Source organism: Roseburia sp. OM04-10BH, from assembly GCF_003462605.1.
In the GTDB taxonomy this organism is placed as follows: Bacteria; Bacillota; Clostridia; order Lachnospirales; family Lachnospiraceae; genus Roseburia_C; species Roseburia_C amylophila.
Genome location: NZ_QTZI01000002.1, coordinates 100,444 through 113,687, shown reverse-complemented (window position 1 = coordinate 113,687; position 13,244 = coordinate 100,444). Strand labels below are relative to the sequence as shown.

Genomic DNA, 13,244 nt, shown 5'->3' with positions numbered 1-13,244 from the left:
AATGAAACAGAAATGGAAGCAGAAATTACCTGGAATTCTGCTTGGACTGGTTTTCCTGGTCGGACTGGGAATCTTTGCATATCCGACTGTGGCAGATCAATGGAATAAATACCATCAGAGCAGGGCGATTGCCAGTTATGAAGAAACTGTTGCAGATATGGATGAAGTAGACTATCAGAAGCTTTGGGAGATGGCAGAGGAATATAATTCCCAGATAGGTAATAATACCTTCGATGGGGATGCGTTTTCGCAGGAAGAACAGAATATGAGAGGAAGTAAATACTGGTCCGTATTAAATCCGGGAGATAATGGGATAATGGGATATATTTCCATCCCGAAAATAGAACAGAGACTTCCGATTTATCATGGAACTTCGGAGGCAGTATTACAGATTGGCGCAGGTCATATGTCCGGAACCAGTCTTCCGGTTGGTGGTGAGGGAAAACATAGTGTACTGGCAGCACACCGCGGACTGCCAAGTGCGAAACTTTTTACCGATATTGACCAGCTTGTAAAAGGTGATAAATTCTATGTGCATGTATTGGATAAGGTGCTTGCATATGAAGTGAATCAGATTCTGCCGATGGTAGAAAAGGATGATACGGATACTTTGACAGATGCAATGAAGAAGGTCGAAGGGGAAGATTATGTAACACTTTTCACCTGCACCCCATATGGTGTAAACAGCCATAGACTGCTGGTGCGTGGTCACAGTGTCCCGTATAATGGAGAGGATGATGAGAAGGCAATAGCCAATGAATCTATGCTTCAGACGGTGAAAGATTATTATATGTTATATGCAATACTGGCAGTTGCAGCAGCAATTCTGATTACAGTTTTGATAAAGATTATTCGAGATAGAAAAGCTTCAAGAGGTTCTAAGGAGGGTGGAAAATGAAAAAGTTAAAAATAAAGAAAGGGTATATTGCGGGATTACTGACGTTGTTTTTGGCAGCGGCAGGATTACATGTGGCATCTGCATATGCCACCAATGTAATAGATCCGGCAGAACCTTGTACTTTGACTTTATCTGTGCCGAAGGGCGAAGAATATACGGAAGAACTGAATGGGATGGAACTGCATGCTAAAATATATCAGGTAGCGACTGTGGATGCAGCAGGAGAGTACAGCGAAACATCAGAATTTAAATCCCTCTCTTTAAAAGATGCGGTAAATGGAGATGTTACATGGGAAGAGATGACAGCGAAGGCAGCGGAGCTCGCTTCGGATAAAACCCCGGATACAGAATGCACGATTACGGATGGAACAGGAGAGAAAGAACTGAATTCTGGGATATATCTTGTTGTGGTTGAATCTGCATCAACCGGTTTTTATGAGTATAATTTTAATCCAGGTCTGATTGCGTTGCCGGATAATCAGGCATTTCATTCTGCAGGCGCAGAAAACAAATGGATTTATGAGGTTACAGCAAATCTAAAACCGGAACGTTCTCCACGGTATGGAAGTCTTCTTATACAGAAAAATCTTGATAACTATAATGAGACAATGAAAGAGGTAACCTTTGTATTTTCGATAGAAGCAGTAGATGAAAATGGTAATACGGTATACAGTAATGTAGTATCGACCACACATTCATCGGCAGGAACGAAAGCGGCAATTGCAGATCATATTCCGGCAGGTGCAAAAGTTACTGTGACAGAGGTATATAGTGGGGCTGGTTATAGACTGGTAAGTGAGCCACAGCAGACAGCAGAAATCAGTGCGGATGAAATCGTAACAGTGGAGTTTGATAATACATATGACCATGGATTGAATCCGGGTTACGGAGTGACCAATCATTTCGATTATGATGAAGATGAGGGATGGCAGTGGACACAATTACCGGATAATAGTGTAAAGGAAGAATAAAGGAGGCTGGAATATAAGATGATGAAGAAAAAAACAAAAGTGTTCTGGCTGACTGCAGCAGCATTGGTATTCCTTGCAGGGGCAGCAGTGCCACCGGCAATGGCGTATTTTACAACTTATGTGGAAGCGGAAGGAGGATATCCGATTACACTTGGTAATGAAACTACAATAGAAGAAAAAGTTGAAAATATGGAGAAGCATATCGTACTTACAAATACAGGAGAAAGTGATTGCTTTGTCAGAGTAAAGGTATTCGCAGGAAGTCAGATTACATTAACTATGTCCGGCTCGTCATGGAATCAGGGCGAAGATGGCTATTGGTATTATAGTGATATTGTTCCGGTAAGTGGCAATACAGAAGAACTTTTAGCCAAAATAGCAATACCGGAGGAATATAAAGAGAGTTTTAATGTAGTGGTCGTTCAGGAGTGTACATCAGTTCTCTATGAAGAGGATGGAACACCATATGCAGACTGGAACCGGATTGCAGATACCAGGACAGATATAGGAACTGCAGATGCAAGGGAGGCTGGTGAAGAATGAGCCGATTGAAAAAAGTAATGAAGGGAAGAAAAGGAACCTTTTTATTATTGGGTGCAGCAGTACTTCTTCTGGCAGGAAGTGCGGTTGGAAGTGCGAGAGCAGCACTTACTTACTATAGTGAGAATTATACTGCACAGATGGAAATGTATGATATCGGAGTGACTCTGGTGGAAGAATCTGCCAAGGGTTCTAAGAATATCAGCAGCCGTGATTATGCAGGAAGTGATGATGCCTGGAAACAAAATCAGGGAGCACTTCTTACAGATATGCTTGATGAGACCGATGGAAAGCTGGTAGTCGGAAGAAATTATAAGGAAGCACTTTCCGTAAAAAACAGTGGCAATATTGATGAATATGTCCGTGTGAGAATTTATAAGAGCTGGAAGAATGAGGATGGAAGCAAGGAAACAACACTTGCTCCGAGTTTGATTGAATTAAACCTGACCCAGAATGGCTGGATTGTGGATGAAAATGCATCTACGGAGGAGAGAACTGTTCTTTACTGGCCATCGGTATTGAAGGTGGGTGAGAGTACACCGGCATTTTCTGATACTTTAAAGATTGATAATTCCATTACGTCAAAGGTAACGGAGCATACAACGGAGGAAAATGGACTTAAGACCACTACTACAACATTTAATTATAATGGGGTTTCCTTTCATGTAGAGGCAGAAGTGGATGCCGTACAGACACACAATGCGCAGGATGCGATTAAGAGTGCCTGGGGAGTTGATGTTTCTGTTGATTCCAATGGAAATCTGACATTACTGTAGTAAGGAGGAGACTGAGATGAAGAGAAAATGGATTGGTATCATGGCAGCTCTGGCTCTGGTTGCAGCAGCCCCTGTTCAGGTACAGGCAGAAGAGTTTTCCGGCGGTGATGACTGGAACGTAACGTTTGATGGAGAAAAATTAAACAGCACATTTAAAAATGCAGATATTGATGATGCGATATATCAGCTTCAGCCGGGAGATACGGTAAATATCAGACTGGAGTTAAAGAATACCTATGATGGGGATACGCAGTGGTATATGACAAATCAGGTATTACAGAGCCTTGAGGATTCACAGAGTGTGGCTTCCGGAGGAGCATATTCGTACATACTTTCTTTTACGGCTCCGGATGGAAGTAACCGTATTTTATACAGCAGTGAAAATGTAGGTGGAGATACGGTAGGAGAAAGTGGTGAAGGTCTTCACCAGGCAACCAATGCAATGAAAGATTATTTCTATCTGGATGAGCTTACGAAAGGTGAAAAAGCAGAGATTGCACTAACCGTAAAGCTGGAAGGTGAGACACAGGGAAATACCTATCAGGATACCCTGGCAAAATTGCAGATGAATTTTGCGGTAGAATTATTATCCAGTGGTTCAACACCATTGTCGAATCATGTCGTTATTAAAACGGGTGATAATAATCAGGTGCTTCTTTTTTCGGCACTTGCTCTGGCGGCAGGACTTGTTTTAGTCGTCCTTTTTGCTGTGAGAGTGAAGAGGACACGAAAAGAGGATGAGGCAGCTGAAAATCAGTTGGAAAAGGAGGAGTAAGGGATGAAGAATAAAATAAAAGAAAGAATGGAACGTATTCTTCGCGGAAGTATTTTATTTACAACATTACTTACACTGGCATTTCCGGTACAGGCATGGGCAAAAGTTGGTGGAAATGAAACAGAATATACCTATACAGTAACGTTATGCTCTGGAAATCAGGGATATTTTTCAGATACGAATGGAATTACAGTAGACAATCATATAACAGGTTCTTCTTATCAGATTGAAAAGGAAAGCCAGGGAGAAAAAATAAAAATCAGTGGACTGAAATATGGTGACCGGGTTATGATTCGGGCACAGTCCTGTATTCAGCTAAAGGAAGATGGAAAATATTATATTGGTGGAATCCGGGAGAGCGGAAGGGATAATAGTACTGTTGGAAAATCTGCCTTTGTGGTAGAATCTGATCAGGAGTATGTAGCAGCATATGCAATTGCGGGAAATATGGTAGCATATACTGTGAATTATCAGGATGCCAATGGAAATGCACTTTCAGACAGTGAGACCTTCTATGGTGCAGTGGGTGACCAGCCGGTGGTGGCGTTTAAATATTTTGAAAATTATCGTCCGCAGGCATATAATCTGACGAAAACCTTAAACAGCAATGAAGCGGAAAACATTTTTACGTTTGTATACACGGCGGATACACAGAGTGCGGCAAACAGTGCAAATGCCGGAAATGATGCAAATGCGGCAAACAATGCAAATGCAGCAAACAATGCAAATGCAGCAAACAATGCAAATGCAGCAAACAATGCGAATGCAGCAGATGATGCCAATGCGGATAATAATCAAGGGGCAGATGGAAATGTAAATATTCCGGATGAAGAGACTCCGCAGGAACTGGTAAATCTTGATGATGAGGAAACTCCGTTAGCAGATATGCAGCAAAAGGTTGAGAAGACCAAAAGACCGGCAGGAAATATGCCATTGCTGATTGGTGTAGCATCAGCGGCAGTTGCAGGACTTGTGGCTCTTACTGCTTTTGCATTACGAAGAAAGAAAATGAATGTCAGAGCAGAGGCATTAACGAATGGGAAAAACAAAAAGAAAAAAGAGGACAATAGCCAGAATCTGTAGTATGATAGGAGTATCTCTTCTGATATTGGTGATTCTGATTTGCATACCATTGACATTACCAAGGCTTACAGGGTTTGATATTTATACAGTTGTAACCGGAAGCATGGAACCGGCGATTCCGGTAGGAAGTCTTATTTATGTCAGGGAAGAAGCACCGGCAGAACTTATGGAAGGTGAAGTTGTGGCATATCGGAGCGATACAGATGCGGGAATTATCATTACCCATCGTGTGGTGAAGAATCAGGTGGTGTCCGGTCAGCTGATTACCAAAGGAGATGCAAATGAAGCGGAGGATATTTCCCCGGTTTCCTATGCACAGGTAATTGGAAAAGTAACCCTGACCATTCCGGTATTAGGAGGGATATTTGCAGCTATGGTAACCTTTTACGGTAAAATTGTAATCGTCTCAGTTGTATTACTGGCGGCAATTTTATTATATATAGGTACAGATAGCAGGAATATACAGGAAAAGGAATAGGTGTGTTGTCATGCAGAGGCAGAAGAGCCGGCACAGTAAGAAATATTACCTGATAGTATGGATGACCGCAGGGATATTGCTGATGAGCTGTGCATTGGGAGGCTGCGGCGGAGAGAAGAATTCTCCGGAACAAAGCAGCAATGATACCGCAAAGGGAAATCGTGATGCGACAGCAGAAGTATTACATCCGGAGGCTTCTGGGGAAGTGGCTTATGGGACAGATCAGATTGCCATTGATGCATCGCATGCATCCGATGGTTATGTGATGCTTAATTATACCGGAACCAATGAAAAAGTGAAATTCCAGATAGAGACACCGGAAGGGGAAGCATATACCTATCTGGTGACAAAGAATGGAACGTATATTGTATATCCACTGACACAGGGAAGCGGTACTTACCAGTTGACCTTATATGAAGCTGCATCAGTAGAAGAAAATTTGTATGCAACAGCATTTACCAAGAGTATTGATGTTACCATTACGGATGAATTTGTCCCATTTCTGGCACCTAACTGCTATGTGGATTTTGATGAGAATTCCAAGGCGGTAAAGAAAGGGGAAGAACTGGCAGCAGGCTGCGGCAGTGACCTTGATGTAGTAACCAACATTTATCATTATGTAATTGAAAATATTACATATGATGAAGAAAAAGCAGAGAATGTTGCATATGGATATGTGCCGGATGTAGATGAAACACTTTCGTCCGGAAAAGGAATCTGTTTTGATTATGCAGCATTGATGGCAGCGATGCTTCGTTCGCAGAGAATTCCAACCAAACTTCAGGTAGGATATGCGGGTGAGGCTTATCATGCGTGGATCAGCTGTTATGTGGATGAGATAGGCTGGGTAGATAATATAATATCTTTTGATGGAAAGGACTGGTCTCTTATGGATCCGACCCTGGCAGCCAATAATGATGATGATACCGTAAAAGATTATATTGGCGATGGAAGCCGTTATATTATAAAGTACACATATTAAGAGAGGAAGAAAAGTATGGGAAAAAGTAAAAAACAGCAAAAGCTGTCAAATCTTGAATGTGCATCTTTTTGCAGCCAGATGACAATGGTTCTGCATGCAGGCTTTCCGGCAGTTGAGGGGGTGTCATTATTACTGGAAGATGCAAAGGATGTGCAGGAAAAGGCAATACTTCAGGTAATGTATGATGAAATGATAAATACAGGACTGTTATATCCGGCACTGGAAAAGACCGGTGTATTTCCGGATTATCTTCTTCAGATGGTTAAGATAGGAGAAGAAACAGGTACATTGGATGATGTTATGAATGGGCTGACTCACCATTACGAGCGTGAGGATGAGATAGAGAAGAGTATTAAAAGTGCACTTACATATCCTTTGATTATGGTTGCTATGATGATAGCTGTAATTGTGATACTTTTGACAAAAGTAATGCCGGTATTTGAACAGGTATTTCACCAGTTAGGCAGACAGATGACCGGATTTTCCGGTGGTATGCTGGCATTGGGAAAAACAATTTCGAATTATGCAATTGTATTCATTGCAATAGCGACGGTAATCGTTGGAGTATTTGTTTATTTTGTAAAGAGCAGCAGAGGACGAAGAGCGTTTGCCGGTTTTAGCAGAAAAATGCACTTGTTTCATGGTTTATACGATAAAATCGCAGCATGCCGTTTCGCAGACAGCCTGTATCTGACTTTAAAGAGTGGACAAAATCCGCAAAAGGGACTGGAATTTGCAGACGAATTGATTGCAGATAAGAATTTTTCAAAGAAGATTAAGAAATGCAGCCAGAAAATGGAAGAGGGCGAGGATTTTGCAGCAGCAGTAGGCGGTGCCGGAATATTTGAGGGCTTGTATGAGAGGATGCTGGTGATTTCCGGAAAAACCGGAGAGACCGATGAAACATTAGAGACGATAGCAAGACAGTATGAAAGAGAAATTGATCAGAGAATGTCTTCTTATATTGCGATATTAGAACCGACACTTGTAATTATTTTGTCTGTTATTGTCGGAATGATACTGTTATCCGTGATTCTTCCGTTGATGGGAATTATGGCAGGACTGTAAGAAGGAGATGCATATGGAAGGATTTCGTCGAAAGAGGCTTTTTTTTCATGAAAAAAGGCATTCTGTCTGGGCAAAGATATTATTTACGGTGGCCATTTCCTGTTGTATTATTTTATTGACCTGCCATGGATTGAACCGATTGATGGCGGATAGTAAAGAGGAGGAAAAACGTTCTTTAGAAGAGGCTCTGCAGAGGGAAATCGTGCAGTGTTATGTGCTGGAAGGACATTACCCGGACAGTCTTTCGTATCTGGAAGAACAGTATGGTTTTTCCTATGATAAGGAGCAGTTTTTTGTGGACTACCAGCTGCTTGGAGCAAACATTATGCCGGATGTGACAGTAATTGAGCGCAAGAATTAGAGTGAAGAGGGATGAATATGGCAGAGAGTACCGCCAGAAAACATACAATTGATATATTATTTCCATGGGCATTGTTTGGGCTGCTGGCAATCTGCGGACTTCTGGTGCTTATCCTGGCAGCAGATATTTATCAGGATACGACGACTATGGCAGATGAAAATTATGAAAGCAGAACAGTATTGTCTTATCTTACGGAGAAGATTCATCAGAATGATAATGGGACAGTTACTATTGGTTCGGTAGATGGAACAGACAGTCTTATCATCCGTCAGGATTATGATGGAGAAGAATATTGCACCTATATTTTTGAAGAGGATGGCATGTTGAAAGAGCTTTTTGTCCGGTCCGGAACTGCTGTAAGTACAGCGGATGGAAAGGCAGTCATTCCGGTTGAAGATTTTAAGATGGAAGCTTTGGAAAATGGATTATTGCATTTTTCCTGTACGTCGGAAGATGGGAGAAAAATGGATACTGTGGTGGCTGTTGTCGGCAGAAGGCAGGAATAGAGGAAGGCATATGATAGAAGGGCAGGCAAGACGTTCCGGGGTATTTTTACTGGAACTTATGATATCGATTTTATTTTTCTGTATTGCTGCAGCGGTGGGATTGCAGCTATTTGTAAAATCCCATTGCATCAGTGAAGATGCAGGAAATATGAATATGGCAGTACATAAGGCTGCAGCGGCAGCAGAAGTATTCCGCTCCGGAACAGATATGGAAGATTATCTGAAGGAAGAGTATTCTTATTATGAGAAAGAGGATAATACATTTTTGGTATCCTTTGCTGCTGACTGGGAGAACTGTAAGACGAAAGATGCGGAATATACCCTGTGGATTACACTGGGTGAAGCGAAGCAGCGGATGGTCGGTCATTTTGCAGTAAAGCAGAAGGACGGGGAGAAAGATAAGATTATTTATGAAGTGGAACTAAAGAGAGTAATCAGTCAGAGAGAGGCGGCAGAAGATGAGTAAGAGTGCATTATACGAAGAAAAACGCAGACCGCGTATAGCCAGTCCTTTTGGATACTCTTTTTTGTTAGTGGTAGTATTGATTCTGACTTTTTTATTATTCGCAGTGTTGTCATTATCTTCGTCCCTGCGGGATTATAAATACAGTAAACGGGCGGCAGATAAGATGAGTGCCTATTATGAAGCATGTAACAAGGCAAATGATGTCTTAGCAGAGATAGATGCTATTCTGGAAGAATCCGAAAATAAAGAAATGGCACTGCAGGAAATTTCCGGATTGCCGGAGGTGAAGGATGCAGCTGATACCATAAGCTTTTGTGTGCCGGAGACGGACACCCAGGAGTTACGTGTAAAGCTTTCAATTACGGAAGAGACGGATAGAGAGACAGGAAAAATGCTGGAATGGAGCATATTAGAATGGAAAGAAACTGCTACTGATGTAAGACAGGAGGAAACCAGACTTCCGTTGATGGAGCAGCAGAAATAAAGAGATTGGTGGGAAAATTATGGATGTAAAAGAAGTATTACGAAAAGCAGTAGAGGAACACGCATCAGATATATTTATTATAGCCGGACTTCCGATATCATATCGTTCGAATAATGTAATTATAAAAGAAGAGGGGGAGCGGTTGATGCCTCCTGAGACAGAAAATTATTTAGAGCAGATATATGAACTTGCGGACCATCGTGATATTGACCGGTTGTTAAAGCATGGGGATGATGATTTCTCTTTTGCGGTGCAGGGACTGTCAAGATTCCGTGTCAGTGCTTATAAACAAAGAGGTGCTTTATCAGCAGTGGTTCGTGTGATTACCTTTGATTTGCCGAAGCCGGAGGACATTGGAATTCCACAGAATATCATTGACCTTGGTCTGCAGCCAAAGGGAATGGTATTAGTAACAGGACCGGCAGGAAGTGGTAAGTCTACCACGTTAGCCTGCATGGTAGATGCACTGAACCGCCGGTGTGCCAAGCATATTATTACGTTAGAGGATCCGATTGAATATCTGCACAGCCATCAGCATGGAATTATCAGCCAGCGTGAGATAAATGTAGATACTGAAAATTATGTAACGGCATTACGTGCATCCCTGCGGCAGAGTCCGGATGTGATTCTTCTTGGAGAAATGCGTGATTACGAGACGATTGGTGTTGCCATGACAGCGGCAGAGACAGGACATCTTATTATATCCACCTTACATACCATAGGAGCGGCTAATACCATTGACCGTATCATTGATGTGTTCCCGGCAAATCAGCAGCGGCAGATTGCAGTACAGCTTTCCATGGTGCTGCAGGCGATTGTTTCCCAGCAGCTTGTGCCGGATGTGAATGGCAATGTAATCCCGGCATTTGAAATTATGACTGTGACACCGGCAATCCGCAATATGATTCGTGAGAATAAAGTGCCACAGATTGACGGCGTTGTATATTCCTCGAACCGGGAAGATATGATATCTATGGACAGCAGTCTTTTGAAATTGTATCAGGAAGGAAAGATTACAAAAGAGACAGCACTGGTTTATGCATCCAATCCGGAAATGTTACAGAAACGCTTATAAAAATAGCTTGACGAGGCATAGAGAACATGATACAATACAACAGTTGTGAATAGGCGATGGTCCTCTGTTGCAAATGAATGCATTAAGAACATCAAAATATACAGGAGGTCACAAAATGAACGCAAGTGAAATTATTAAGAACATTGAAGCAGAGCAGTTAAAGGCAGATGCACCAGAGTTTCGTGTAGGAGATACCGTTAAGGTTTATGCGAAAATTAAAGAAGGAAACCGTGAAAGAATTCAGGTTTTCGAAGGTGTTGTATTAAAGAAACAGGGCGGAAGCAACCGTGAGACATTTACCGTTCGTAAATTCTCTAATGGTGTTGGCGTAGAGAAGACCTGGCCATTACATTCTCCTAACGTAGAGAAGGTTGAAGTAGTAAGAGCTGGTAAAGTAAGAAGAGCTAAGCTGAATTACTTAAGAGGTCGTATCGGTAAGAAAGCAAAAGTAAAAGAGTTAGTAAAATAAGAATCTGTCAGAGGGACGTGCCAATGTGTATCGTCCCTCTTGTTGTATTTACGCGAGTAGCGAGAGAAATCGCATGCTTGCATGCAGATTTGGCGAGCACCGCGATAACTCGAGAAACTCGCAAAGCGTGTTTCTTGTAGTTACCACGTATTCGTAAGAAGCTGCCGGTGGCAGTTTCTGCAGATATATCGAATGATATTCAGGTAAGAAGGAGAACATAAGATTATGCGTAGAGGAAGCGTTCGTGGTCTGAATTTTGGCAGACGCAGAAAGAAAATAAATGTACCACTGCTGAAGGAAATCGGCACCTGGGTAATTGAGATTGCAATTGTCCTGGTGATTTCATTTGTATTTGTATATTTTATCGGACTTCGGACCACTGTGGTAGGACAGTCCATGAACCCTACGATAGAGAACGGAGAAGAGATTCTGGTTAATCGTTTTGTTTATAAACTGAAGAAACCAAAAGCAAATGATGTTATTGTATTTCTTCCAAATGGAAATGAAAAGTCGCATTATTATGTAAAGCGTGTCATTGGGGTGCCGGGAGATAAGATACAGATAAAGAATGGAGCAGTCTATGTAAATGGAGAGCTGTTTGATGAAAAAGTAGATACAGCTGCCATTGAAGATGCAGGACTGGCATCCGAAGAGATTACGGTAGGGGAAGATGAGTATTTTGTATTGGGAGATAACCGCAACAGTAGTGAGGACAGCCGTTATGCCAATATTGGAAATGTAAAACGGGAATATATTATAGGAAAAGCATGGTTCCGGATTTCTCCGCTCCGGAAAATCGGTTTTATCAAATAGAAGAACAGTAAGGGAAGAGAGGAAAATAAGATGCAGTTTCAATGGTATCCGGGACATATGACGAAAGCAAAACGTCAGATGCAGGAAGATATAAAACTGGTAGATTTAGTAATAGAGCTGGTGGATGCAAGAATTCCGGTGAGCAGCAGAAATCCGGATATAGATACCCTGGGAAAAGGAAAAGCCCGTCTGATTTTGTTGAACAAATCTGACCTTGCAGATGAAAGAAAAAATGAAGGCTGGACAGAGTTTTTTAAGAAAAAGGGCTATTATGTAGTACGCATGGATGCCAGAAATAAAGGAAGCATGAAGCAGGTGTCTGCAATTATAGCAGAAGCCTGCAAGGAAAAGACGGAGCGTGATTTACGAAGAGGAATCAAGAACCGTCCGGTGCGGGCTATGGTAGTGGGAATCCCGAATGTGGGAAAATCCACCTTTATCAATACTTTTGCAGGAAAAGCCTGCGCCAAGACCGGAAATAAGCCGGGTGTAACCAAGGGCAAGCAGTGGATTCGTCTGAATAAGAATGTAGAACTTTTGGATACACCGGGTATTTTATGGCCAAAGTTTGAAGACCAGAGCGTTGGGTTAAGACTGGCACTGATAGGTTCTATCAAAGATGATATTTTAAATATTGATGAACTTTCACTGGAACTGATTCAGATTCTGCGGGAAGAGTATCCGGGTGTATTAAAGGAAAGATATGGAATGGAAGAAGAGGGAACACCGGCAGAGATGTTGGAGAAAATTGCCTTAAACCGTGGCTGTATCAAAAAAGGAAATGAAGTAGATTATGCCAAAGCCGCTGCACTGGTGCTGGATGAATTCCGTACTGGAAAGCTCGGTAAAATTTCACTTGAAAAACCGGAAGTGGAAGCATAAGATAAAAATAAGAATAGGAATCAAAAAGAGTTGGAGCAAGACCGAGATATGAAGGAAGAAGAACGCGGCAAAAGAGGGAAGGCGGTAAGGGAAAGTGTCAGTTTCATACTATATCTCATTGTGATTGTGGTACTGACATTTTTGATGATACGTTATGTTGGACAGCGGACCAGAGTGGATGGTTCGTCCATGGAAAATACCCTTACCAATGGAGATAATCTGATTGTAGATAAGATATCCTATCGGTTTCATGAACCGGAACGTTTTGATATTATTGTATTTCCGTATCAGTATAAGGAAGACACTTATTTTATCAAACGGATTATCGGAATGCCGGGAGAAACGGTACAGATTACCGATAAGGGAGAGATATTGATTAACGGAGAAGAACTGGTGGAATCTTATGGAAGAGAGGTTATTAAAGACCCGGGACTTGCATCAGACCCGATTACATTAGGTGAGGATGAATATTTTGTGATGGGAGATAACCGCAATTACAGCAAGGACAGCAGGTTCCCGGATGTTGGAAATATCAAGCGGGCGGATATCATAGGAAAAGCATGGCTTAGAATCTATCCATTTGATAAAATTGGATTTATCCGGCACCAGTAATAAAA

General features: G+C 41.9%; 18 protein-coding genes. All 18 read left to right on the top strand.

Annotated elements, in window-relative coordinates; genetic code table 11:
• The first annotated feature begins 1 nt into the window (after window position 1).
• The 18 genes from DXB43_RS03000 to lepB (DXB43_RS02915) all read left to right on the top strand — a co-directional run bounded on the left by DXB43_RS03000 (window position 2) and on the right by lepB (DXB43_RS02915) (window position 13,239).
• Complete coding sequence (locus DXB43_RS03000) at window positions 2-898, top strand: class C sortase (protein WP_117946697.1); 897 nt, start codon at window positions 2-4, stop codon at window positions 896-898.
• Window positions 895-1,869: a DUF5979 domain-containing protein gene (locus tag DXB43_RS02995; RefSeq protein ID WP_117698205.1), complete on the top strand. Its 975-nt coding sequence runs from the start codon at window positions 895-897 to the stop codon at window positions 1,867-1,869. The genes DXB43_RS03000 and DXB43_RS02995 overlap by 4 nt, the downstream gene beginning before the upstream one ends.
• Before the next feature lie 18 nt (window positions 1,870-1,887).
• Window positions 1,888-2,412, top strand: a complete 525-nt coding sequence (locus DXB43_RS02990) for a hypothetical protein (protein ID WP_117946696.1) — start codon at window positions 1,888-1,890, stop codon at window positions 2,410-2,412.
• On the top strand, window positions 2,409-3,185 hold the full coding sequence (locus DXB43_RS02985; protein WP_117946694.1) for a hypothetical protein: 777 nt from the start codon (window positions 2,409-2,411) through the stop codon (window positions 3,183-3,185). Before DXB43_RS02990 ends, DXB43_RS02985 begins: the two co-directional genes overlap by 4 nt.
• 16 nt (window positions 3,186-3,201) lie before the next feature.
• Window positions 3,202-3,960: a hypothetical protein gene (locus DXB43_RS02980; protein ID WP_117946692.1), complete on the top strand. Its 759-nt coding sequence runs from the start codon at window positions 3,202-3,204 to the stop codon at window positions 3,958-3,960.
• A gap of 3 nt (window positions 3,961-3,963) precedes the next feature.
• Window positions 3,964-5,043: a MucBP domain-containing protein gene (locus DXB43_RS02975; protein WP_117946690.1), complete on the top strand. Its 1,080-nt coding sequence runs from the start codon at window positions 3,964-3,966 to the stop codon at window positions 5,041-5,043.
• Between the two features lies 1 nt (window position 5,044).
• Window positions 5,045-5,521, top strand: coding sequence for a signal peptidase I (locus DXB43_RS02970; RefSeq protein ID WP_242986144.1), 477 nt, complete (start codon window positions 5,045-5,047; stop codon window positions 5,519-5,521).
• 10 nt (window positions 5,522-5,531) lie between these two features.
• Window positions 5,532-6,503 (top strand): transglutaminase-like domain-containing protein, encoded by a 972-nt coding sequence (locus DXB43_RS02965; RefSeq protein WP_117946688.1) that lies wholly within the window; start codon window positions 5,532-5,534, stop codon window positions 6,501-6,503.
• A gap of 15 nt (window positions 6,504-6,518) precedes the next feature.
• Window positions 6,519-7,571, top strand: coding sequence for a type II secretion system F family protein (locus tag DXB43_RS02960; RefSeq protein ID WP_117946686.1), 1,053 nt, complete (start codon window positions 6,519-6,521; stop codon window positions 7,569-7,571).
• Window positions 7,572-7,584: 13 nt separating this feature from the next.
• Complete coding sequence (locus tag DXB43_RS02955) at window positions 7,585-7,932, top strand: hypothetical protein (protein ID WP_117840813.1); 348 nt, start codon at window positions 7,585-7,587, stop codon at window positions 7,930-7,932.
• A 17-nt stretch (window positions 7,933-7,949) separates the two neighbouring features.
• Entirely contained in the window at window positions 7,950-8,438 is a 489-nt protein-coding gene (locus DXB43_RS02950) for a DUF4860 domain-containing protein (protein WP_158552059.1), read from the top strand.
• A 10-nt stretch (window positions 8,439-8,448) separates the two neighbouring features.
• Window positions 8,449-8,904: a hypothetical protein gene (locus DXB43_RS02945; RefSeq protein ID WP_117698197.1), complete on the top strand. Its 456-nt coding sequence runs from the start codon at window positions 8,449-8,451 to the stop codon at window positions 8,902-8,904.
• Complete coding sequence (locus DXB43_RS02940; RefSeq protein ID WP_117946684.1) at window positions 8,897-9,388, top strand: hypothetical protein; 492 nt, start codon at window positions 8,897-8,899, stop codon at window positions 9,386-9,388. Before DXB43_RS02945 ends, DXB43_RS02940 begins: the two co-directional genes overlap by 8 nt.
• Window positions 9,389-9,407: 19 nt before the next feature.
• A complete protein-coding gene (locus DXB43_RS02935) occupies window positions 9,408-10,463 on the top strand; it encodes a type IV pilus twitching motility protein PilT (RefSeq protein WP_022242452.1) in 1,056 nt (351 codons plus the stop codon).
• Between the two features lie 115 nt (window positions 10,464-10,578).
• Window positions 10,579-10,932 carry a 50S ribosomal protein L19 gene (rplS, locus tag DXB43_RS02930; RefSeq protein ID WP_022242453.1) on the top strand — a complete coding sequence of 118 codons (354 nt, stop codon included), beginning with the start codon at window positions 10,579-10,581 and terminating at the stop codon, window positions 10,930-10,932.
• A 225-nt stretch (window positions 10,933-11,157) separates the two neighbouring features.
• The gene (lepB, locus tag DXB43_RS02925) at window positions 11,158-11,745 is read left to right on the top strand and encodes a signal peptidase I (protein WP_197420859.1); all 588 of its coding nucleotides are present in this window, start codon (window positions 11,158-11,160) and stop codon (window positions 11,743-11,745) included.
• Between the two features lie 30 nt (window positions 11,746-11,775).
• Window positions 11,776-12,627, top strand: coding sequence for a ribosome biogenesis GTPase YlqF (gene ylqF / locus DXB43_RS02920; RefSeq protein ID WP_117840819.1), 852 nt, complete (start codon window positions 11,776-11,778; stop codon window positions 12,625-12,627).
• A gap of 48 nt (window positions 12,628-12,675) precedes the next feature.
• The gene (lepB, locus tag DXB43_RS02915; protein WP_022242456.1) at window positions 12,676-13,239 is read left to right on the top strand and encodes a signal peptidase I; all 564 of its coding nucleotides are present in this window, start codon (window positions 12,676-12,678) and stop codon (window positions 13,237-13,239) included.
• Window positions 13,240-13,244 lie beyond the last annotated feature (5 nt).